At 69.1% G+C, this 22,167-nt stretch carries 17 protein-coding genes and 4 pseudogenes; 8 read left to right on the top strand and 13 right to left on the bottom strand.

What is annotated here, in order from left to right; all coding sequences use genetic code 11:
- Nucleotides 1-35: 35 nt before the first annotated feature.
- Together ABT078_RS35525 and ABT078_RS35530 are read right to left on the bottom strand one after the other, a co-directional pair.
- Nucleotides 36-230: a type II toxin-antitoxin system RelE family toxin gene (locus tag ABT078_RS35525; protein WP_502981468.1), complete on the bottom strand. Its 195-nt coding sequence runs from the start codon at nt 228-230 to the stop codon at nt 36-38.
- A gap of 46 nt (nt 231-276) precedes the next feature.
- A complete protein-coding gene (locus ABT078_RS35530) occupies nt 277-537 on the bottom strand; it encodes a type II toxin-antitoxin system Phd/YefM family antitoxin (protein ID WP_351235269.1) in 261 nt (86 codons plus the stop codon).
- 13 nt (nt 538-550) lie between these two features.
- Here ABT078_RS35530 and ABT078_RS35535 point away from each other — a divergent pair, with 13 nt between their 5' ends.
- The gene (locus ABT078_RS35535) at nt 551-787 is read left to right on the top strand and encodes a hypothetical protein (RefSeq protein WP_351235271.1); all 237 of its coding nucleotides are present in this window, start codon (nt 551-553) and stop codon (nt 785-787) included.
- A 200-nt stretch (nt 788-987) separates the two neighbouring features.
- Nucleotides 988-1,149, top strand: a pseudogene (locus tag ABT078_RS35540) (IS701 family transposase); the annotation flags it as partial.
- Nucleotides 1,150-1,152: 3 nt separating this feature from the next.
- Here ABT078_RS35540 and ABT078_RS35545 read toward each other — a convergent pair.
- The 3 genes from ABT078_RS35545 to ABT078_RS35555 all read right to left on the bottom strand — a co-directional run bounded on the left by ABT078_RS35545 (nt 1,153) and on the right by ABT078_RS35555 (nt 5,559).
- A complete protein-coding gene (locus ABT078_RS35545; protein ID WP_351235273.1) occupies nt 1,153-2,070 on the bottom strand; it encodes a pirin family protein in 918 nt (305 codons plus the stop codon).
- Nucleotides 2,071-2,447: 377 nt separating this feature from the next.
- A complete protein-coding gene (locus tag ABT078_RS35550) occupies nt 2,448-3,740 on the bottom strand; it encodes an MIP/aquaporin family protein (RefSeq protein ID WP_351235275.1) in 1,293 nt (430 codons plus the stop codon).
- 163 nt (nt 3,741-3,903) lie between these two features.
- On the bottom strand, nt 3,904-5,559 hold the full coding sequence (locus ABT078_RS35555; protein WP_351235278.1) for a CocE/NonD family hydrolase: 1,656 nt from the start codon (nt 5,557-5,559) through the stop codon (nt 3,904-3,906).
- A gap of 1,097 nt (nt 5,560-6,656) precedes the next feature.
- Between ABT078_RS35555 and ABT078_RS35560 the strand changes: the two are divergent.
- Nucleotides 6,657-7,169 (top strand): annotated as a pseudogene (locus ABT078_RS35560) (sigma factor-like helix-turn-helix DNA-binding protein); the annotation flags it as partial.
- Here ABT078_RS35560 and ABT078_RS35565 read toward each other — a convergent pair.
- Together ABT078_RS35565 and ABT078_RS35570 are read right to left on the bottom strand one after the other, a co-directional pair.
- Nucleotides 7,156-8,398, bottom strand: a pseudogene (locus tag ABT078_RS35565) (RNA-guided endonuclease InsQ/TnpB family protein). The pseudogenes ABT078_RS35560 and ABT078_RS35565 overlap by 14 nt on opposite strands.
- A 12-nt stretch (nt 8,399-8,410) precedes the next feature.
- Nucleotides 8,411-11,119, bottom strand: coding sequence for a helix-turn-helix transcriptional regulator (locus ABT078_RS35570; RefSeq protein WP_351235280.1), 2,709 nt, complete (start codon nt 11,117-11,119; stop codon nt 8,411-8,413).
- Between the two features lie 476 nt (nt 11,120-11,595).
- Here ABT078_RS35570 and ABT078_RS35575 point away from each other — a divergent pair, with 476 nt between their 5' ends.
- Together ABT078_RS35575 and ABT078_RS35580 are read left to right on the top strand one after the other, a co-directional pair.
- Nucleotides 11,596-11,772, top strand: a complete 177-nt coding sequence (locus ABT078_RS35575; RefSeq protein WP_351235282.1) for a hypothetical protein — start codon at nt 11,596-11,598, stop codon at nt 11,770-11,772.
- A gap of 65 nt (nt 11,773-11,837) precedes the next feature.
- The gene (locus ABT078_RS35580) at nt 11,838-12,800 is read left to right on the top strand and encodes an MBL fold metallo-hydrolase (RefSeq protein ID WP_351235284.1); all 963 of its coding nucleotides are present in this window, start codon (nt 11,838-11,840) and stop codon (nt 12,798-12,800) included.
- Between the two features lie 753 nt (nt 12,801-13,553).
- On the opposite strand, the gene ABT078_RS35585 is transcribed toward ABT078_RS35580, so the two are convergent.
- The 3 genes from ABT078_RS35585 to ABT078_RS35595 form a co-directional block, all read right to left on the bottom strand.
- Nucleotides 13,554-13,988 (bottom strand): DUF5959 family protein, encoded by a 435-nt coding sequence (locus ABT078_RS35585; protein ID WP_351235286.1) that lies wholly within the window; start codon nt 13,986-13,988, stop codon nt 13,554-13,556.
- A 121-nt stretch (nt 13,989-14,109) separates the two neighbouring features.
- The gene (locus tag ABT078_RS35590) at nt 14,110-14,436 is read right to left on the bottom strand and encodes a hypothetical protein (RefSeq protein WP_351235288.1); all 327 of its coding nucleotides are present in this window, start codon (nt 14,434-14,436) and stop codon (nt 14,110-14,112) included.
- A 372-nt stretch (nt 14,437-14,808) separates the two neighbouring features.
- Nucleotides 14,809-15,750 (bottom strand): SDR family oxidoreductase, encoded by a 942-nt coding sequence (locus tag ABT078_RS35595; RefSeq protein ID WP_351235290.1) that lies wholly within the window; start codon nt 15,748-15,750, stop codon nt 14,809-14,811.
- A gap of 394 nt (nt 15,751-16,144) precedes the next feature.
- Here ABT078_RS35595 and ABT078_RS35600 point away from each other — a divergent pair, with 394 nt between their 5' ends.
- Both ABT078_RS35600 and ABT078_RS35605 read left to right on the top strand, forming a co-directional pair.
- Nucleotides 16,145-16,987 (top strand): tetratricopeptide repeat protein, encoded by an 843-nt coding sequence (locus ABT078_RS35600; RefSeq protein WP_351235292.1) that lies wholly within the window; start codon nt 16,145-16,147, stop codon nt 16,985-16,987.
- Between the two features lie 142 nt (nt 16,988-17,129).
- Nucleotides 17,130-17,636: a TetR/AcrR family transcriptional regulator gene (locus ABT078_RS35605; protein ID WP_351235294.1), complete on the top strand. Its 507-nt coding sequence runs from the start codon at nt 17,130-17,132 to the stop codon at nt 17,634-17,636.
- A 634-nt stretch (nt 17,637-18,270) separates the two neighbouring features.
- Here the strand turns inward: ABT078_RS35605 and ABT078_RS35610 are convergent.
- Nucleotides 18,271-18,719: pseudogene (locus tag ABT078_RS35610) on the bottom strand (transposase); the annotation flags it as partial.
- Nucleotides 18,720-18,850: 131 nt separating this feature from the next.
- On the opposite strand from ABT078_RS35610, the gene ABT078_RS35615 reads away from it, so the two are divergent.
- A complete protein-coding gene (locus tag ABT078_RS35615; RefSeq protein ID WP_351235296.1) occupies nt 18,851-19,231 on the top strand; it encodes a hypothetical protein in 381 nt (126 codons plus the stop codon).
- 182 nt (nt 19,232-19,413) lie between these two features.
- Here the strand turns inward: ABT078_RS35615 and ABT078_RS35620 are convergent, their stop codons facing one another.
- Nucleotides 19,414-20,475: an AraC-like ligand-binding domain-containing protein gene (locus ABT078_RS35620; protein ID WP_351235298.1), complete on the bottom strand. Its 1,062-nt coding sequence runs from the start codon at nt 20,473-20,475 to the stop codon at nt 19,414-19,416.
- 1,085 nt (nt 20,476-21,560) lie between these two features.
- Entirely contained in the window at nt 21,561-21,824 is a 264-nt protein-coding gene (locus ABT078_RS35625; protein WP_351235300.1) for a helix-turn-helix domain-containing protein, read from the bottom strand.
- Nucleotides 21,825-22,167 lie beyond the last annotated feature (343 nt).

Raw genomic sequence — 22,167 nt, forward strand, 5'->3', positions numbered from 1 at the left:
CGGTGACGAGCCGACGGACTGCCTTGTGCGGCTGCTCAGCGTACGCGGCCGAGGTGGATGACGCTGACGCGGATCTGCCGGTCGTCGATCTCGTACATGACGCGGTAGTGGCCGACATGGATGCGCAGCAGGTCGGCGCTGCCGAACGCGCCGTCGGGCCGGGGGTTTTCGGCGAGGCGGTCGACCGCGGTGAACACCTGCCGTACCCCGTCGGGGTCTTCCTTGGCCAACCGCTGGCCTGGGCGAGGGCCTCGGGCTCCCAGATGACCTCGTAGCTCACGCCTCAGCTCCGCCGAACACGCGGCGGTACGCCTCGTCGTGCGGGATGCCGGCGTCCTCGCCGCGGGCCTGGCGGGCGCGGTAGGCGGCCAGGGCCCGTAGTTCCTGGAGTTCCAGGGCGTCGGCGGGGCTGACCAGTACGGCGATGGTCTGGCCATGGTCGGTGATGGCGACCGGTTCACGGGTGGCGCTGACCGCGCGCGCGATGGCGCCCAGGCGGGCGCGGGCTTCCACGATCGAGTAGGTCGTCTCCGTCATGCACACCACCTTAATGAAGTGTGCACACCTTGGCAGCTACCCATCTGTGGCCGCGCAGCCGGGGACGATCACGACCTGGGCGCTGTACCTGGAGCCGGCACTGTGCAGGCCCCTCCTCGCGGACCTGCGCGACGCATACGCCCACACCGGACGGCACACCGACTTCCACCAGCGCCTGACCCGCCTGCACGAGGACTACCAGCGCCGCCCCGGCCTCATCCACCGCCTCGACCGCCGTGACCTCCGGTAGGCCCGCCTTGTCCGGGGCACCGGGTGGGACGGGCTGGAAGCAGCGTGAACGCGGAAACGTGATCGGGCACGAGATCAGCAAGTCGTGGGCGGTCGTCCACGACAACACCCGCATCCCGTCCCTGCGACGCCTGTAGATGACCGCCACACCCCGCCTGTGGCAACTCGGAGACGAGGAGGCCGGAGGCCAGGAACAACAGCCCGCGCTCGTGGACGGGCGACCCGGGCCGCTGCCGGGCCGCCGGGCCGGGTGAGGACACCGTCTTCGCGACCGAGCCGGAGCCGGCCGCCCGCATGATCGGCCGGTTCCTTGACGCCGGGCACCGCGTGGGCCGGGTCGCGGGGGACGAGGTCTACGGGGGCGTGTCAGGCGCGCGGCTTCATCGGCACCCGCGGGAGTTCGGGCGCGGGAAGGGGATCTCCCGGGTACCCGATCACCTCGCCGAACCGGGAGCCGTTCATCCAGTCCTCGCGGGCCTTCTCGATGTCCTCCTGGGTACGGCCGACGAAATTCCACCACATGAGGATCTCCTCGCCGAAGGGGGGCCCGCCGAGCAACAGAGTCACCGCGGGTGCGTCCGAGTGGTTGGTCACGGTCAAGGTGTCCCTGCCGACGGGGAGGTAGCCGAGATGGGACGGGCTCAGCCGAGTGCCGGCCAGGGAGACGTCCCCACTGTTGACGAGGAGGCCGTGCTCGAAGGCGGGGTCGACCGCGAGGGTGACGGTCGCACCGGGGTCCAGACGAAGTTCGGCGCCGAGAAGGGGGCTGAAAGTGGGGACCGGTGAGGTGTCACCGGCGAGGGAGCCCAGGAACACCTTGACCTCGCCTCCGTCAAGGGCGGCGGCCTGCGGGACGTAGTGGTGGAAGTCGGGGCCGGTGTCCCGGTACCGGTCCGGGAGCGCCACCCACAGCTGCGCGCCATGCAGGACGTCGGTGCTCGCGGTGGAGACCTCCGAGTGGCAGATGCCGTGTCCGCCGGTCATGAGGTTGAGCTCGCCGGGGCGGATTGTCGAGTGCGTCCCCAGGCTGTCGCGGTGTTCGATCTCACCCTTGAAGAGCCAGGAGACGGTCTGGAGCCCAATATGGGGATGGGGTGCGACATCCATGCCGCCGGTGACCGCTGTCTCGTTCGGGCCGTAGTAGTCGGCGAAGCACCACGCACCGATCAGCGATCGGGATCGCTGCGGCAGGGTGCGCCGTACGTTCATCGCCCGGGGGCCGCCCAGGGGCACGTCGCGGGGGGACAGGATCTCTACGGTGGCCTCGGCCTGGGTCTCATTCATCGTCGCACTTCTCACAACAGGTAGTTCAAAACTTCGACGTTTGTTCTTGATGGATAAGGGGTGCTGTGACGTTGTCGGGTCTGGAGGTGCCTGACGGTACGTCAGGACACGATGGTCCCGCGGTCCGGGTCTGCGTTCAGGCTGCGGTAAGAGGATCTGTTGTCGTCGGTGCGGGCTCGCCGGCTCCGCCGGTCACGTCGCCGGGGTCAGCGTGCGCAGCCGTGCACGCTCGGCGTGGGTTCTCGTCAACGGACCCGTCACAGAAGGCCTGAACACCTCCCTTTTTGCTGGTGGATGCGGCCTGTGACCGCCCTGCCGTAGGGGGCGGTCGGGAGCGCGACACGGCGTGGATGACTGAGTCAACAGGCTCGGTCGTTTTACGGCCGAGAAGTTGACCGGGTCGCGGGGTGGTGCAGCGGCGGCCCGTCGGCGTCGTGCAGGTGGTGGGCGGGCACCCGGCGGCGTCCGGGAAGCAGATCCCGTACCACCGGTGCCAGGACGGCGCCGGCCATGGGGGCCAGGAGGTAGACCCACAGGAAGCCGAACTGTCCGGCGGCCAGCGCCGGGCCGAACTGGCGGGCGGGATTGAGGCTGCCGCCGGTGCTCGTGCCCAGCAGGACGATGCACAGGCAGACGAGGACGCCCACCAGATAGGGGATGAAGCGCGTCAGTTGGTGTACCGACAGGAACAGCCCCACGAGGAGCACGATGACGCCGGTGGACGCCGTCTCCGCCAGGAAGAGCCCCGTGGCCGACCAGCCGGGTGCAGGCTGCAGGGCGGTATAGGCCACCGGAGGAGCGCCGACGGCGCTGCCCCACACGCCGCGCGCCGCGAGCACGCCGAGCAGGGATCCGGCGAGCTGGGCCACGATGTACGGCGCCACCGCCGCGCCGGGGAAGACCTCGAAGCGCCACATGGCGATGGAGATCGCCGGGTTCATGTGTCCGCCGGACTGCTTGCCGGGAGGGCTGAGGATGAGCCCGGTGGCCAGCAGCCCGGCGGCCACGCCGACGACGAGCAGCTTCAGGCGGATTCCGGGGATCGCCTCGGAGAGGGCGGACGGGCCGATGACCCAGCGCACGATGGTCGTCACGCCGAACAGCAGGACGAAGGTCAGCAGGAACTCCTGGGAGCTGCGCCGGAAGGCCAAGGAGGGTGCGTTGGGGTCGCTCATAGGGAGGGGTTTCTTGTTACGGGGGATGGGGGGAACGTGCTCCGCGTCGGCGGGCACGGGTGTTCCCGCCGACGTGAGACGGTGAGGGGCTGGAGTCCCGGGATCAGGGGACGAAGCGGGTGCCGGAGATCTCGGTGGGCTCTTTGGGGGTGAATCCGCGCTGGGGGCGTACCACTGGCGGTGCTGCTCGGATTCGGCGACAACCTGGCCGAGGAGTTCGGCCTGGCGGGCGCCGGAGATGCTGGGCTTGGCGGTGGCGCGGCTCGGCGATGGCGCCCAGGCGCTCTCTGTGACTTCCTTGCAGGCTGCGTGCAGCAGGGCCCGTCGGCGGGTGCCGGACTTGCCGATGTGCCTGGCCCCCTGGGGTGCTGTCAGCTTGGGGCGGGTGCGCAGCGCGTCACGGGTGAGGTCGATGCGCTCCTCCTCACTGCTGCACTGCTGGTACAGCAGCGCCCAGGCGCTGACTTGACGTCGTCCTTCGCCGGTCGGCTTCACGCCGCCCTGGGTGCAGGGGGCGGGCGAAAGGGGGCCTCCCGGTATCACTCGGCTCGGATTCCCATCCCTGAGCTACCGAGAGGCCCTGCCTTCATGCGCGTGGAGTCTGAAGGTCCCCCGGCCATTCAGCCCTCATGTTCCCTGATCGGTGGGGATGCTGCTTCTATGCAGGGAGCATCGGCAGCGTGAGGTGGGAGGGGTACTCCGCGGTGTGCAGGACGGTCTGGGTGGCCACCTGAGGGATTCCGTCGCCGGGGTAACCGGAGTTGGAGTTCCGCGCCCACTGCGGGAAGTCCGAACTCGTGACGTCGATGCGCAGGCGTGCCCCTGCCGGGATGCGAGCCGACACCGGACCGAGATCGATGACGTACTTGTAGACCTCGCCCGGGGTGATGGGCTGGGGCGCGGTCAGGGACTCGCGGAAGGCGGCCCGCACGATGCCCTCCTGCAGGTTGCGCGAGCAGCCGTCCTCGTCGACCAGGCACAGGCGCGCGGTCCAGTCGGTGTCGGTGGCCGAGGAGGCCGCGTAGAGGGTCAGTGTCACATCGCCGACCACGTCCACATCCCGCTCCTGCGCAGCGGTCGTGTAGACGAGCACGCCCTTGCCGTTCTCACGCTGGCACTGGCAGGCCGGGCCCATCGGCGTCAGTTCCTCGACGCAGCAGGAATGGCCACCCGCGCTCATGACCGGCGCGTTCGGGTCGTAGATGTAGAGGTCGGGCAACTCCTCACCCGGCGTGTGGGCGTCCAGGGTGCCGTCGCCGAAGCGGGTGTTGGCGCGTCCCTGCGAGTGCAGGAAGAGCCGTTCCATCCGTGCCTCTTGCGGAGGCCAGGCCGAGAAGTCACGCCAGCCCGCGCCGAGGACGTAGGTACTGACCGCAGATTCGAAGGTGCCGGTGCCCGTCTCCTTGAGCGTCTCCGTGAAGAACCGCACCTGACAGTCGTCGACGACCTTGGAGTCCGCGACACCGTCCTCCACCTGGGCGACGGGGTACCAGGGCATGTGGTGGAAGGGTGCCACCACGAACTTCTGCCGGGCGGCGACCTCGGGGCTGCCCGCGCCGTTGCGGAGTCCGACGAAGTTGCGCTTGGTCCCCGACACGAACACGTCGTAGAGACCGGCCACATGCAATCCGGGCACCTGGATGCGGCTGTAGTCGCTGTCGATGGACCAACGCGCCCAGTAGTCGTCGTACGTAGGGTGCTCGATCCAGTCGAAGTAGTAGGGCGTGATGTCCCGGTCGAGAGCGGGAAAGGTCTGCGGATCCATCCAGAAGTTGTCCGGCGCGTGCATCAGGGCGCCGCTGAGCGCACCGATACGCTCCTGGTCGCCGCGCCGGACCGCTTCGGCGATGCCCAGGTAGGCGGCCCAGAACGCGTTGAACCCGTAGGCGAAGGCACCCCCGTTGTGGGTCCATCCCTCGTAGGCCTGGGAGCCCGTCAGGGCCGGGCTGATCGCAGCCAGGCTGGGCGGCTGCTCGACCGCGGCCAGGAGCTGGGTGAACCCGGCGTAGGAGAACCCGTACATACCCACCCGGCCGTTCGACCCGGGCAGGCCGGCCGCCCACTCCACGGCGTCGTAGCCGTCACGGCCCTCGTCACGGAACGGGTAGAACTCGCCCCCGGACGCATACCGACCCCGTACGTCCTGGACGACGACGATGAACCCCTGATGGGCATACCAGGCCGGGTGCGCGAACGCCGTCTCCGACTGGGCGCCCTGCTTCCCGTACGGGGTGCGCTGCAGCAGAACCGGATAGGGACCTCCTGCCGCGTCCGGGCGGTAGACGTCCGCGAGCAGTTCGACACCGTCACGCAACCGACACCGTACATCGCTTTCCAGGGTCACCCCGGGAAACCCCGTGACAGGCTGCACCATAATTACTTACTCCTCATCGCTATTGGTGTTGCATCTCTGGTCTCGGTTCAGTCACAGACGCAGACATCAAGACGAATCCGCCTGATCCTGAAATCCCGGCAGGGTGTCCTGGTGGTATTCGGCGTTGTGCAACCGGTCCGAGGAACCGACCGTCGAGACCGCGCGCCGGGCCGAGCCATCGATTCGCCCCCTCCCGTCTCCCCCTGGCGGGTACTGATCGGTACCCGCACAGCGCCGTGAATTGCGCGACGGTTGGTTCGGTACTTCGTCACGTACTTCGTCACCTGCTCCGCTGGATCAGGCTATTGCGAGTCTGGGGCCGGCCTGAGATCTCAGGCATCAGTCACGTGACTATGAGCAGACACGATCGGCCCGGGCCCTACCCGCTGCGGACCGCGCGCGGCTCCGTGCCGCGGGTCTGTTCCGGAAGGCGTACGAAGGGCTCGCTCACGGCCTCCTGCCACCCCTGGCCATGCCCTCGTGCACGGCGCGCAGTCAGATGACCGATGTTCGGGCCCGGGACGCGAGTGGAGGATGGTCCCGCGTCTGTCAGGTAACAGCGGGGTCCGTGGAGGCGATCATCATGATCCGGTCACCGGGCCGGCGCCTCGCTGCCGGCTCATCCTGCATGGTGGTCGGCTCATCCTGCATGGTGTGGGTAATGCCGTGGCAGATGCGGAGGGATCCCGCCACTCAGGACAATTACGTCACGAGATGTCCGGGCCAGGAGCGACCTTCCGGTAAAGACGGAAATTATCATCCATCAAATGTTTCAAATAGAAGTCGCTGTTCGCGGTTCGCGCTGATTTAGTGTAAAGGCTGCCTGGAGTGGGGCGAATGGACCGCCTCGAGGTGACCGCGTACACGCCGAGGGGGAACCTTGACTCAACTCCATATAATTAATGAACTACCCGTGCTTAATAGCAGCCCGTCCCTTTGGGTTCCAAGACGAGAGCCGCCGTAAACGTTCCTTGTTCCGCAAGGCGCCCCCTGTCGGGTGATGCGCAGCACGCTGGTGAAGATCCGAAGGAACGACTATGCACAACGCTGGGCCGGCGGACCCAGCCGCGCCTGACGAAGCCGCGCGGCAGTTCGCCAAGGTGCGCCCGAAGCTCATCGGCCTCGCCTACTGGACGCTCGGTAGCAGGACAGAGGCCGAAGACATCGTTCAGGAGGTGTGGCTTCGATGGCAGATCATCGACCGGTCCGGCATCCGTTCCACAACAGCGTTCCTGATGACCATGACCATCCGCCTGGCGATCAACTACGCTCAGTCCGCCCAGGTGCGGCGGGAAACCTACGTCGGGCCCTGGCTGCCTGAACCCGTCGACACGAGCCTGGACCCACAGGCAGGCACCGAGCAGGACGAGACGCTCGGTTTCGCGGTTCTCTTCCTCATGGAGAAGCTGAACCCGACAGAACGGGCCGCCTACATCCTCCGGGAAGCCTTCGACTTCCCATACCCGCTCGTGGCAGCCATCGTGCAGACCAGCGAGGGCAACGCTCGACAGTTGGTCTGCCGGGCCCGCAAGCACGTCAACTTGACCCGGCCCTGAAGGGCTGGGTTTGGAGGTAGGGCACCACTGGCTGTGGTGTGGCCTCCTCCGTCCGGACACCCCTATGGGTAGCAGGGACGCGTGACTCACGCCCCGCGATCCACACGGCTTCGCCCTTGCGGCCGATGTTGTGGGACGCGTTGTCGTCCGCGTGCATGAGGGCGCCGCAGGACCGGCACGCGAACGTTGCTTGATCGGCACGGTTCTTCCGGTCGGTAGAGCCGCACTCGGAGCATTGCCGGCTGGTGTACGCCGGATCGACGTACACCAGCGGCACCCCAGCCCGCTTCGCCTTGTACTCCACGAAAGAGGCGAGCTGGTGGAAGCTCCACGAGTGCAGTGTGGTCCGCTGGTCCTTTCGGAGCCGTACCCGGTCGCGGATGCCCGTGAGGTCTTCGAGGGCAACACCCGCGCCGGTGCGCTCAGCGGTGGTGACGATGGTCTTGGAAATGATGTGGTTGACGTTCGCGGCATGCCGCGACTCCTTGCGGCTTCGGTGCCTGAGCCGGCGCTTGGCGGACTTCGTGCCCTTGGCCCGGAGCTTGCGCCGGAGTTCGAGCTGACGCTTGCGGTGCCGGTTCATCCCGCGTCCAGCGGCCCGGTATCCCGTACTGGCGGTGGCGATATTGACGATGCCGAGGTCGATGCCGGGGAACCCGTGGGGATTCTCGTTGACCGGTGCTTCGGGGATATCGCACACCGCGACCAGGTAGAACGCGCCATCGCGTTCGATCAGATCGGACTCGCCTTTACGGTGCTCACGAAGCGTCTTGAGCGCGTCGGCGGAGCAGACGAAGCGGATGTTCTTCAAACGCCCGGCGGTGGTCCACATGCTGACGGTATGCGCGTCGTACTGCCAGGACAGGCACCGGTCGTCGTACGGGTGCGCGGCCCGGGACGGAAAACGACCGGCTCGGACTCGGCCTTGATCCGGCGCTTGCCACCGGGCTTGCCGAGGTTCCCGGCCCGGATGTTCGCCTTCAACGTCGTGCAGGCGTCGCGGACCTTCTTGATGGTGTGCTGCGCGGCCTGCGCGCCGAGTCCGCGTTGCTTGAGTTCGGCACAGGTGTGCTTGCGCAGCTCGTACTCACGCGGCACGCCACGCTCGAACGCTGTGCCCGATACCCAGTTCGCAGACTCATTGACCGCGTGCAGGGTCGCCGACAGCGCGCAGGCCTGGTCGGCCTCCGCGCTGTCGGCTTGACCTGCACGACGATCTTCACGGGGCCCTCGGCTCATTCCTCCTGGAGGGCGGCGAGCGCGGCGGCGAGCTTGCCCCGGCTGGTGATGCCCAGGCGTGGATAGATCCGGTACAGGTGGGCTCCGACGGTGCGGTGCGAGATGAACAGCCGCTGGCCGATCTCCCGGTTGCTCAGCCCCTGTGCCGCCAGCTCGGCCACCTGCATTTCCTGGGCCGACAGCTGCTCGCTGGTGTGCGCGTGCCGCCGGCCGCTCGACTCGCCGGTGGCACGCAGCTGCTCGCGGGCCATCTCGGCCCAGGGCTGCGCGCCGATCCGGTCGAACTCGTCGCGGGCCGTGCGCAGCGGGTTCCGGGCGTGAACGTTGCGGCGCTGTCGGCGCAGCCAGCGGCCGTGGTGCAGGTGCAGCCGGGCGCGCGACAGCGTCCAGCTCGCCGGCAACGCGGTAAGCGCTGCGGCGTAGCGCTCCTGCGCGGTGTCGTCCGGAGCCAGCACCGCGTCGGTGTAGGCGAGCGCGACGGTCATCATTTCCGAGGGCAGCCGGCTGGCCAGCTCGGGAAGTTCGGCGAGCAGTTCCCGGGCGTGCTCCACGGCGCCGGCGGCCACTGCGGCGTCCGCGAGGTCCGGCGCGAGCAGCCAGCGGCTCACCGAGTGGTAGTGCGGGTCGGCCGGGTCGAACGTGCGTGCGAGAATGGTGTATGCCTCGGTTGCGTGCCCGTCGAGAAGGGCGAGCAGCCCGTCGACCTGCTGCGCCACCACGGTGACGTACGGCATGTCGGTGAACAGGCTGTGGGCGCGCAGTTCGCGGGTCGACCGCACTGCTTCCTCGGCCTCACCGCGCAGGGCCGCCACCAGGCCGGCCGCCGCCTTCAGGGCGAGCCACACGATCCACTCCCCGGTCTCCTCGGCCAGAGCGAGCCCTTCGGCAGAGTCCTCGCGCGCCCGGTCGAGCTGGCCGAGGAACAGCCGCGGCCAGCCGGCGGCCAGCGAACGGGCGAGCAGCCCGAGCATGCCGCGTGACCGCCATGCCGCGGCCGCCAGCCCCAGATACCGGGCGGCGCGGCTGATGTCGCCCATGGCCATCGCGCCGTCGCCGAGGAAGTGCAGGATCCGGCCGTCCTCACGGTCCGGCTCGAGGCCGTCCAGCCGTGCGAGCACGTCCGCCCCGTGCCGGTACGGCTCGGCGTAGGCCCGCACCACCAGCACGTGGGGGGCGTTCGGATCGGGGTTCCACCGGTCCAGTTCGGCCACGGTCTGAGCGCGGACCTGTGGGTCGCCGTCCTGGCAGAAGCATCGTGCGGCGGCACGCCACAGCAGGTTCTCGGCGACGTCCGCGCCCCCTGCGTCGAACGCGCCGGCCGCCGCGGTGACCATGTCGTGGATCCGCCGGTGCGGTTCGTCCGGTTCGAATGCGGCATTGTCGTACACGACCAGGAGGCGGGCCCGCTCGACTGGGCCCAGCACGCTCATATCGGTGCGGTCCAGCAGCATCTGGGTCTGGACGCGGTCGTTGATCTCGCTGGACAGCTCGGCCGCCCGGACCAGGATGCCGGTTTGGCGCTGCGCGTCGTGGACGAGTTCGGCCGCCTGGCGAAGAGCCGGGACGGCCGCCGCCACCTTGCCCCGGGCCTGCGACGTGCCGGCGAAACGCTCGAGCCGGGCGGCCAGTTCCTCATCCGGGCCGATCGTGGCCGCGGCCTGGTGAGCGAGCTGGCGCTCGGGGGTGTCCTCCATGACCGCTGCCAGGGCGCGGTGGGTGGCCAGCCGGTCGGCGACCGAGGCGCGGGTGTAGATCGCCGAGCGCATCAGCGGATGCCGGAACTCGGGAGTGCGGCCGACCAGGGTGACCAGACCCGCGTCGACCGCCTCCTGCACTGCGTCCACGGAAACCGCCGAGCCGAAGAGGTGAGTGGATACTTCCAGCAGCCGGTTCAGCGGCGCGGCCGGCTCGGTGGCCAGGGCCAGGAGGAACGCGCGGCACTCCTGGCTCGCCGAGTCGCTGCGCGCGGCGAACGCGTCCTCCAGCCGCTGGGTCAGCGGCAGGCCGTCCATCTGGGCGGTCATGCCCTGCACCGCCTTGGGCAGCTCGACCAGGGCCAGCGGATTACCCGCGGCGCGCTCCAGGATGAGTGTGCGCAGCGGCGCCGCAAGGCCGGGCGCGCCGGCGTCGAGCAGCTCGGCGGCGGCCGTCCCACCGAGCGGTCCCAGACGCAGGTCCGGGTGTGCGCTCGGGGTGTACGAGTCGCAGGAGTCGATCCGGGCGGCGCAGACGGCCACTATGGCGAAGTCGCGGGTGCGCCGGGTCACGAACCTGAGCACGTCCCGGCTGGACGAATCGATCCACTGCAGGTCGTCGACGAGCAGCAGGACCGGCTGCCGTTCGGCCGCGTCGGCGAGCAGTTCGAGTACGGCAAGTCCCACCCGGAATATCTCGGGCTCGGTCTCCGTGACGCCGAGGGCGCCGCTCAGCGCCAGCCGATGGGGGGCCGGCAGGTTCTCGATGCCCCGGGCGATGGGTTGCAGCAGCAGTTGCAGTGCGGCGAACGGCAGCCATTGCTCGGTCTCCACGCCCGACGTGCGCAGCACCCTGAAACCGCTTTGTGCGGCCTCGGCGCCGACTGTGCGCAGCAGAGCCGACTTGCCGACGCCGGCGGTGCCATGGACCAGCAGCGCATCGCCGTGCCCCGCCGCCGCGTTTGACAACACCCCGCGCAGGGTGCGCAGCTCCTTATCCCGGCCGATCATCGCGCGCGTGCTGCTCCTGGTCTGTGCAGGGTCCCCCGCAGTTGCGTCTCGAGATGCCCGCCCTGCAGCGCGAGCGCAGGCGTGCGGGCCGGGGCGGACGGCGAGGAGATGGTCCCGGTTGCCGCCCGGCGATGCCCGCCGTCGTTGCGCCTGTCACCGCCGGCCTGCGTGGTGGCAGAACGCTCGGGCATGGCCGGACGTTCGGTCACCACCACCGTGGGTATCGAGCTCAGCACGTGGAGATTCCTCCGGCAATGGTTACTACACACCATATGGTACCTGTCAGCCGTGATGACCTGGTACGCGGTGTGCTGTCCGGCGCGGGAGCCGGACAGCGGCCGCACGGGGCGCGGCGTTCGCCGATGACCGGATGCTCCCGGGCCCGGTGCTGTGCCTGTTCGGCGCGCAGTTGCTGCATGAGCCGGGTGAAGCGGGTGCCGCCCAGGGAAAGTTCGGCTGCGCGGATCGCGCGCTCGATGACGGACCGCGTAACGCCGTGCCCGGCGACAGCGGGCCGGGCGACCGCCACAGGCCGGCATCGCCTCGAGGCAGGTGAGCTGCTCCTCGTCGCCGCAAGCGTCCACGGCGGCCTGAAAAGCCGGCTCATCGAGTTCCGCGCCACCCAGCTGCCCGCCGGACAAGACGAGGGGTAAAGCAGGGTGAATGTCACAAATCGGGCCGCCGTCCGGTCCTAGAGGATGACTGGACGGTGTGACTCATGGCGCTGTCGATGTCTTCGGTCAACTCTCTTCAGGAGGAGAACAACATGAGCCATGTCCACATCGCACACCCCGAGGCACCGGGGCGTGACGAACTGGTTCCCTCGCGCTACGCGCTGAAGGTCGGCGACATCGACGTGATGGTGATCAGCGACGGGGTGATGCCGATACCCACCGTGACGTTGGCCCCCAACGCCGCCAAGCCCGACCTGACCGCCTGGCTCGGTGACATGTTCCTGCCGCCGGAGGTGTGCGACTGGCCACTGAATGTGGCCGTGGTGCGCACCGGTGGCCGGACCATCCTCGTCGATTCGGGGCTGGGAACGGAGTTTCCGGGCTTCCCGCGAGCCGGGCAGCTGGCCATGCGACTGGAGGCCGCCGGAATCGACCCCGCATCCGTGACCGACGTGGTGCTCACCCACCTGCACATGGACCACATCGGCGGCCTGCTCGTCGACGGGCTGAGGGGCCGGCTCCGCCCGGACCTGCGGGTCCACCTGGCCGCCGCCGAGGCCGAGTTCTGGGACGCACCCGATTTCTCCCGCACCGTCATGCCGGCACCGGTGCCGGACGTCCTGCGAAGGACCGCCTCGCGCTTCCTGGACGTGTACCGCAGCCAGTTGCGACCGTTCGAGACGGAGTACGAGGTGACGCCAGGAGTGGTGATGCAGCGCACCGGCGGACACACCCCCGGCCACAGCATCGTCCGCCTGGAATCCGGCGGCAACCGGCTGACATTCGCCGGCGATGCCCTGTTCCAGCCCGGGTTCGACAAACCCGAATGGCACAACGGCTTCGACCACGACCCCGAGCTGACAACCCGCGTCCGGATCCGACTCCTCAAAGAACTGGCGGCACGCGGCGAGCAACTGGTCGCAACCCACCTGCCGTTCCCGTCCGTCTGCCACGTGGCAGCCGACAACAACGCCTTCCGTTTCGTACCGGCCGTCTGGGACTACTGACCGCACCCCGGCCCCGGGCCGACACATGAACAGCACACGAGAGGCCAGCCCACCGCCGGCAGTCCGGCCACCCGGCGCCACACCACGCCGGTGCCGGGTTCGTACCGGCCGTCTGGGATTACTGACCGCACCCCGGCCCCGGGCCGACACATGAACAGCACACGAGAGGCCAGCCCACGGCCGGCAGTCCGGCAACCGGGCGCCACACCGCGCCGGAGTCGGGGCAGCCGTGCACAAGGACGACCGCCGCCCGCCCCGGCGCGCCGCGCCATCCGATCACAGCCGGCCCGGCGCCCCCGGCAGCGAACCTGCGAAGGGCGGGCCGATCATCACGGGATCTCTCCCCGGCCCTCCGCGGCCCCGCCGGAAAAGCTCCCGCAGCGCAGCCCGCCGTGCCAGTACCTGGGCCACACCGGCCACCGCCGCTCCCAGCGGGCGATCTCCGAGGACGGCAGGATCTGCAGCCAGCCGAGGACGGCAGGATCTGCAGCCAGCGCGGGTCCCGGGCGCTGCGGTCGGGACGCGTCTCCTCCCTGACCATGGAGCCGTACCGGTCGAGAAAGTCCTCGAGGGCATTGGCGTCGGCGTCGGCGTTGGGCACGATCTCCTGCCGGAAGAACCGCGCGTGCCGCCCGACCCCGGGGACCCGGGAGAGCCCGGCCTGCCAGTCGTCGGCCGCCACACCGGTTTGTGGCCAGTGAACGGCCGGCTCACAGCCACGGACCGGCCGCTCAGGGGGCAAGGCCGTCCGTCTCAGCCTTCGGTCATGGGCCAGGTCTCCCAGGCCAGGTCCAGTCGGCGGTAGGCGTCGTCGAACCAGGCGTCGACCAGCGGCACGGTCACCGTCACCGTTGTCAGCGACATCGATCGATCCCTGATCGTGACCTGCGCCCGCTCCTCCTCGGCATCCCGCTCGATGAACACCTCAGGCCCGCGTGCGTCCTCGCGCCACGCGACGTCCTGCCCGGCATCGAGCGCGTCCAGGACCTGCTGCCACTGCCTCAAGTCGCCCTGAGTGACCGAGGTTCCGAGGCTTCCCCGTACGAAGGGCGTTTCGACCAGAAACTCTCCGACGAGCCCGTCGGCCGCGTCCGGCTCCCGCCGCTCCGCCCTCCCGGCGAGCCTCAGGACGACGCTGTTGCCCTCGCCCTCCAGCCGAATCAGATCGATCGGCCCCTCAGCAGTCACCAGTACCCCTCTCAGCTCCCGGATGGTGCGAGAACCCTAGCCATCACGGGACCTGCGGCGGGAGCTCCTCCATCCGGAACCCGACCGTTCACCGTCGCCCCGGCGGCTTGAGTCCCGGCTGTCACCTCTCGGATGCATCCTGCAACGGGCTCAGCCCGATCCGTGCCATCACGAGGACCGGTGTGTCGATATCCATACTCGCGACGCCCATGGCAAAAGGACGGCCGGCGATCTCCCACCTCGTCGACTCGACGAAGTTGATGTCGCTCAACAGATCCAGGGCCGAGGAAGACACAGGGACTCTCCCCTCGACCGCGGCGAGCAGCTCGGCAAGCAGGTCACAGTAGATCGGAATCAGGGCGTCACATGCATCGTCCACCGCGTCGGAACCGCGCTCGTCCACGTCTTCCGGATCCACCTCCAGAAAGACGATGTCGACGAACCACACATCGCCCTCGCTGCTCAGGAAGGCCTGGCGTGCGCCACTCCTCCACTGCCGGCAGTACGGCGGTGCTGTCGACCCCGTCGAAGTGCACGACCAGTACCCGGTTGACGATGTTGACGAACGGGTTCGGGCCGATCGCAGCGCCGTGGAAGGCGTACCGGGTGGGGTGCGGCGCGGCCGCAATGCCGAAACTGCGCACCGCGTGGATCCGGCCCTGGCCGCAAAAGCGCTCGCGACAGGCAAGAGCAGCCTCGCGCACCGCCTGAAGCCGGCCGCCCCGTGGCCACACCTCGTGCACGCCCGCGAATTCCTCGATCGTGCGCATGCCGGCGCCGAGGATGTCACCGGGCGGTGGCTGCCCGGTGCCGGGCACGCTCACCGATCCGTCCTCTCTGTCCTCTCCCTGGTCCGTGGGGCGGCGCCGCCGGTCTGTGTCGCGGTGCCGCTGTCGCGCTCGTAGGCGGCACGTACCGACGGGTCCGTGAGCGCGGCCAGCTGGTCGGGCACGACCAACCGCAGCCACCCTGCCCGGGCCCTGGCCGGCAGCAGCGCGCAGACCCACGGGACCAGAGCGATGTGCCGCGGTACGAACACCTCGGGCCGGGGCCGCAGGACCACGCCCAGGACCGTTCGGGCGACGTCCTGCGGGGTCAGACGGCGGGTGGCGCCGGCGCTGGTGCCGATGGCCAGCTCGGTGTCCACGACACCGGGCATGACAAGGGAGACCCGGACCCCGCTGCCCCGCAGTTCGGCCCGCACCGCGGAGCTGTAGCCGAGGACGGCATGCTTGGTGGCGGCATAGGTGGCCTCGCCCATGAGAGTCACTTTGCTGGCCGCGGACGCAATATTGACGATGTGTCCGCTGCCGCGGGCACGCATCCGGGGCACCGCGAGCTTCATCCCCCGCAGCACCCCGTGCACGTTCACGTCGAACTGGCGGACCGCGGTCTGCTCCGCCTCCTCCGCGAACGGCCCGACCCACATGATCCCCGCGTTGTTCACCAGCACGTCCACCGGCCCCAACCGCTCCTCCGCCCGGTCCAAAAAGGCCGCGAACGACGCGGTGTCCGTCACGTCCAGCGCGAAGCCCGCCGCCTGGCCGCCCGCGCGGCAGATCTCCTGCGCCGCCGTTCGGGCCGACGCCCCGTCCAGGTCTCCGAGCGCGACCAGGGCGCCGGCCCCCGCCAGAATGTCCGCGACAGCCCGGCCGATACCGCGGCCCGCGCCGGTGACCGCGACCACCCGGCCCCCCAGCGGCGACCGGGCCGAACCGGGCACCTGTCTTCCCCTCGCACGGCGTACCCACTCGTCCGTCATGCCTCTCCGTCCCTGCACCCCACGCGCGGGCCGCCCACCAAGCCTCAATCCGACACGGAGCAGGGTCAGATCGGCCGGGCACGCTGTCAAGAAGTCCGACAAGAAGCAGTGAGGTGGGCGTGACGGCACCGGGCGGGGGACGCCGGCACGGGGGCCGTGACCCGGCACAACGCCACAAGAAGCGGCCAGCACGGCCGACCGCCACCAGGCCGGAACTGCCCGGCACCACCGACTACGCGGTGGGGCAACCGACGAAACACAGCTCGCGAGAAAATACGCGTCGCGAGGTCAGCGGACCTGATGCTCTCGCCTGACCATTTCCCATCTCGCTGAAGGTTGAGCATTCTCATCGCGCGGGGACTGCGACTGCTCAGTTCACGTAGCCTCGCGCCTTGTGAAACTCATAAGAACGGTGTCGGGCCGCTCGTGGCTCGAGTGGTCAAGCAGTGGCGTGTCCCGTTCTCAGACGGTGGTTCTCAACGGCCTCCGGGACCTGTTGGAGGCAGGCCAGTACGAGGAGGTCGAGGCCGGGGCTCTTGCGGCCGCGGCGCGCCGTGGCTGGGACCGGAGCCTCATGGGGGTGTGGCTCGCCAGGGCCATGGCCCTGGCAGCCGGCATCGCTCACGGGCGCGGGGCGGATCTGCTGGCCGAACTCGACGCTTTGATCGCGGAGTTGGAGCAGACGGAGGGCGCCAACCGGAGACTGCTGCTGGCGGTCCGGGCAAACCGTGTGGTGGCACTCGTCGGCCAGGGAAGGTACGCGGAGGCAGAGGCCGAGGCGCAGGACATCCTGCGCGCTGCGACCCGTCTCGCGCACCTCACCGAGGTGTGGAGCATCGAGCTGTCCGCTTTGGACAGCCTGGCACAGGCGCTGTGCGGGCAAAGCCGCTACGAGGAGGCGGAGGCCATAGCCCGCGGCAACCTGCCCCGGGCGGAAGGACACCGTGAAGCCGGGTTTCAGTGTGTCTTGGTGCGCAGCTTGAATGGGCAGGGCCGTTTTGAGGAGGCTCTGGCCGAAGCCCGTCGGATTACGCAGCATGTGACCCGCGCCGGCAGCGGGGTTCAGGGCATCGTCATGGCCACAGCCCTCCACGGTCTGGGCCGGCGCACCGAGGCGGAAGCCACAGCCCGTGGCGCGTTGAGCGCCTGCGAGCAGTTCCTGCATCCGGACCACCCCCGCATTCGAGAAGCCCGTACGCTGCTGGCGCGCATTACCGCCGCGGACCCACTCCCTTGACGAGAACCCACACGATCTTGGACGGCGAAGGACCACACGCGTAAGGAAGCCGGGATTCTCCCTGCTCAACGGCGGGATCCATACACGGCGCGGGACGCATTTCCGCAGATCAGAGAATTCCGTCGGCTACACGGCTACGTCGGTGAAGAACATCTGCCGGCAGGCCGGACTCACCGAGCGGTACTTCCACGAATCGCTGCGCGACCGGGAGGATCTGCTCGCCACGGTCCACGACGAGCAGATCCGCGGCATCCAGGTGGCGACCCTCGCCGCAGCCGACCAGGCCGGTCCGGAACTCAAAGCGCAGGTCCGCGCCGGCCTGGACGCATTCGTCCGCACCCTGACCGATGATCCCCGCAAGGCCCGCACCGTGCTGATCGAGGCGGTCGGGGTCGGCCCCCGCCTCGAACAGCACCGCCACGCGGTCATGCACGAGTTCGCCGACTTCACCGCCGCCCGCGCGCTCCCTCACATGGGGACACCGACGACGCCGAAACTGCCCACGATGACGATCGCACTCGACGGCGGCGTCAACGAACTCCTCGTCGACTTAACGCCCGGCCGCCGGCAAAGCAGCATCGAGGAGACCGTGGATCTGTGCACCCCGCTGACCGTCGCCGCATACGACGCAGTGACCCGCCAAGCCTGAGCACACCACCCCCGTCGACTGGACGCTCGGCAGCCAGAAAGGCAGCGTCGAGGAGATCGTGCATCTGTGCACCCTGCTGATCGTCGCCGCATACGACGCAGTGGCCCGCCAAGCCTGAGCACACCACCCCCGGCCTTCTCGCGACGCGGCCGGAACGAGACCAAGAACACCGCGCCGCCGCCGGCCCGAGCTGACCGCGGCCAAGCAGGAACGCATGGACTGAACCATCACCCGCCCGCGGCCGGCGAGACGCCCGCCCCCATCACACCGGGCAACGCCACACTCAAGCAAGCCGGACATCACCGGACATCGAGGAGCAGGCCGCAAAGACGTCGCCAGCGTCGCCGCGGCGAGGCGGGCCTCACACGGGTGAAGTCCGCGACCCAGCACCGGTTCGGGGCGTGTCGGCGACGAAGTCGCACGCCACCAGGTCCGGCGCGCGCTCGGCAGCAGGGTCTGCGACGGTCGTACGGAACCTTCCGGCCGCGGACCGCTCCGGCGATACCCAAGCTCGCCCATGAGCCGTTCCACCGCGCAGCGGGCCACCTGGTGGCCCTGCCGGTGAAGTTCCCACCCAGATCGTGCGGGCCCCATGGACACGGTAGTTGGCGTCGAATACCTGCTGGATCAGTATCTTCAGCTCCGCGTCGCGGGCGGCCCGCAACTTCTTGGGCAGCTGAGCCAGGGCGAGTCGGGCGGTGGTGATGTGGTCGGCGGCCGTGTTCGAGCCCGCGATGCCAGGGCGAGGGAGAGCGGAGACGAGTTCTCCCGTTCCTCCCGGGCCGTGGTCGACGAACCCCAAGAGCGGGTGGTGGCCGTAGCTCTTCTCCCAGGCTGCAGCCGCGTCCTGCTTGCCCGAGTGTGCGACGACCAGGACCCCGCCGGGTCCACGATCACCTGCCGGCCAGCATCCGGAGCCTGAGCGCCAGCCAACTCCCGGAACTGTATGCGTACTTCGGAACGTGCGGCGCGGATCGTGGTCAGAGCCTTCTCGCCCGAAGCGGCGAGGGTGTCGATCAGCCGGGAGACCGTCGGATCGGAGGCGACCGGCCCGAACACGGCCGGCTCGGACCGCAGCAGCGCGCATCGCCAACACCTCGGCGCGCATTGCCAGCACGTTGGCGCGCGTTGCCAACGAGTTCCTCACTGCTCCTCGGCACACTCATGAATGACCACGGTCAAGCGAGGTCCCTGAATACTCCAATGGAGGAAAGTTGAACCTTTCTCGGAAGTTCGTCACGGCTGCGGCTGTCGCCGTCACTTCGGTGGCAGGTCTGGCTGTCTCAGCGCCGCAGGCCAGCGCGGCGACGACCTGCTACGGCGGTTCGGTGGCGATCAACCTGCCGCCGAACGGATACAGCTCGGTGTACACCACCAGCTCCCGCTGCAACGACATCAACCTGCGGATCGACTCCGGCGGCGGCCAGTGGGTAGCGGTGTGCTGGGCCAAGTACCAGACCTGCCAGAAGGACTGGACCTGGGTCCCCGAGGACGTCGGCTACAGAGTGGTCGCCTCCGACGTGCTGGACGGGACTACGTTCTACTTCGTGACGACGAACGGCGGCGGGACGCGCTCCGGGCGCACGGCCTACTAGCCGGCTGCGCTTGCCCGGGCAGTCGGCGGGGCTTGCCCAAGGAACCGTGAGGGTTCCCGCCGGGCGCCTGGCGCGGGGGGCCAGGCGTTGCACTGGGAGGGCGGCTGGAATAGCGGTTCCACGGGTGGGTGCAGAGGCGGTCCCGGGGTGCACCGGGACCGCTGCCGGAGGTGGGGCAGGCATCAGGCTTGCCCACGGTGTTGCCGCTGATCAGGCCCTGTGGGCAAGCCCTTTCCGGTCTCCGACACCTTTACTTGGCGCTGTGTGCCGGCCTGCGCAGGCAGGGACGCGTGGCGGTATTCGGAAGGGGTGACGCCGTATACGGTGCGGAAAGTGCGGGTGAAATCGTCAGGACGAGGGAAACCCCAGCGGGCGGCTGTCGCGTGGATGGGCCGCGCGGCCAGAGACGGGTCGGCAAGGTCGCGTCTGACACGGGTGAGGCGCTGACATCGGATGTACGAGGCGACCGTGGTGCCGAAGTCGCGGAAGAGCCGGTGCAGGGACCGCACAGACATGTGATGGGCGGCGGCGACAACGGCGGGCGAGAGCTCGGGATCTGCGAGGTGCTCGTTGATGAACGCCTGGACCTGCAGGAACCGCGTCCTGTGGCGGGTTTCGACAGGACTTTGATCCTCGGCGTCGGTGTGGTGCGCCAGACATGCAGTGATCAGATCGAGGAGCACAGCGCCCAGCAGCTCTCTGTCGGCGGGCCGGTAGGTGCCGGTGCCGGTGACCAGATCGGTGAGAAACCCGGCGAGCAGACCCCCGATCCCTTCCTGTCCCGGCAGCCGGGTCGCCAACACGCGGTCCGCACGGCCCGCAGGTAACAGCAGCGCAGCTCTCGGAAACTGCACCACCACAGAGGCCGCCGTGCCCTGCCGGGCATCCACCGCGCACGTGTAGGGGCGAGAGGTGGAGTACAGCACCAGATCGCGGGCACCGAGCGATGCCTCGCACCGCTCCTGGTCGATGAGCTGCCGCCCCCGCATGCCGAGCCCCAACGCGTACATGCCGGGGTCAGAACGCCGGATCAGATCCGGCGTTCTCCGGCACCGCATCGACGAGTACGTCAGGGCAGTCACCTGCACCTTGCCCATGTCCCCAGTTCGCAGCGAAGCCCGGAACGCGGCCGCGTCGTCGACGACGAACTCATTGGGCGTCAGCATCCGATCCGTGATGTCATGCCACGCAGCGACCCGATCCGCCGCCGGCAAGTGCCGGCTGTCGAACGCCGTCTCCAGCATCGCCCCATCCCCTTCCATCCGGCCTATGAGCCCGGATCCACCGCCTCGTTGTGCCGGCAGATCATGGACCTGAACGGACAGATGCCCTCTGACTTGGCATGATCTCGGCCGCTGAGACCGAAACGTTCCGCATCGAGAGGGCACCTGACGACTCCGAGCCTCTCATGATCCGGGACAGGCGCCGGTGAATTTCAACGAGTCCAACCTCAAGCCGTGCGCCGGGATACCGGCCCCGGCTCTTCTCCCCCAGCGGACCGCCCTGGCAGAACCTGCCCAGGGCCGCGTGCAGGTGGTAAGTCGCAGTCCTCGTAATCGCCTTCCTGTAGAAAGCAGACCACCCGAACGGCGGCGAAGGGAGACGACGCGCGCAGGGGGCCACGGGCCTGAGGGTGACGACGTGGCCAGGGATGCCCCGGGTGTCGGCGGAGGCGTGCGAGGAGAAGAAGTTCAAGGCGTCGCAGCAGGTGCGGCCCGGATGCGCCCGGCCTCATCCGGGTTGAGGAAGTCTTCGCGGGCAAGCTCGGCCAGCACCGTGCCGCCGCAACGGCAGTCGGCTCCAGCACAGCGGGCTCGGGAGCGCGGCTTCCGGGGGTCCCAGCTCAGCGGAGGAAGCCAGCACTCGCCCCGCACCCTCGGCTCCGCGGCTGAGGATCCGGCCAGTACAGCGCGCAGCCCTGCCACGCTCGGGGCCCGGTAGCGCTGCCGTCCGCATCCCGATGTCTGGTGCGGCGGAGTGCCGGCTGGAGAGTGGCGTGCGCGGGGAGCTCCCATCCCGTCTGCCATCGACCCAGGCAGAGCCGAGCAGACGCGACCCCTGGCGTCCGGTCGTTCGTACAGTGGCGCGCTCCACCTGGACGCCAGGGACCACGCCCGCTCCACGGTGTGTGGGACGACGGCAGACGGGATGGGAGCTGGGGAGAGTGGTGGGTCAAGGAAGGAAGTGGGTGCAGCTTGACTGCAGGGGGCACAGACCCGGCTGGCGGCCGCTTTCTGGGAGCGGCCGCGTCGCGGCTAGGTTGCCCGGGCCGCGAGGGACTACCAGCACCGGACAACGTGGCAACGCCGCGCCGGGTCCGACCGGATGCCTACAGCCAGCCGCGTTTGGCTGCCTGCACTCCGGCCTCGAAACGGCTCCGGGCTCCTAGCCTGTTCATTAGACCTGTGGCTATACGGCGGGTGGTGCGGTGGGAGATGTTGAGCCGCAGCGCAATTGCCTGGTCGGTATAGCCGGCCGCGAGGAGTTTCAAGACGGTGCACTCGCTGTCGGCCAGGTCATGTGCGTGATGCTGCGGTGTGTCGGCGAATGGTTGGGCGCTGTCCCAGACCATCTCGAAGAGGGCGCCGAGCAAGGCGAGGCATCCTTCCCCAGAAACGACGAGAGCGCCCGCCGCTGTGTCATCCCACTTAACCTCGATCTTGCGTGACGGCCCATCGGTTCCTCGGTGGGCCGTTTCGGCTTCTCGGTGCGGTGGCGGGCAGGTCGACGGCCCGACGGTCGCGTCGGGTGTGCGCCGGGTTCCACGGCTCCGGGGTTGTGCGCGTGCTCGTCGGGACAGGTGTTGTGGCTGGTCATCCGAGCTTCGGCAAGGCTTGCAGTCGCTCGAATGCATTGGTGATCAGGTTGGTCCAGGGCCAGTGCCGGGCGAGGCGGAGGTAGCGGCGGCGGCCGGTCGTGGCGAGCTGGGCCGCGGC

The organism is Streptomyces sp. NPDC002133, from assembly GCF_040296405.1.
Taxonomy (GTDB): Bacteria; Actinomycetota; Actinomycetes; order Streptomycetales; family Streptomycetaceae; genus Streptomyces.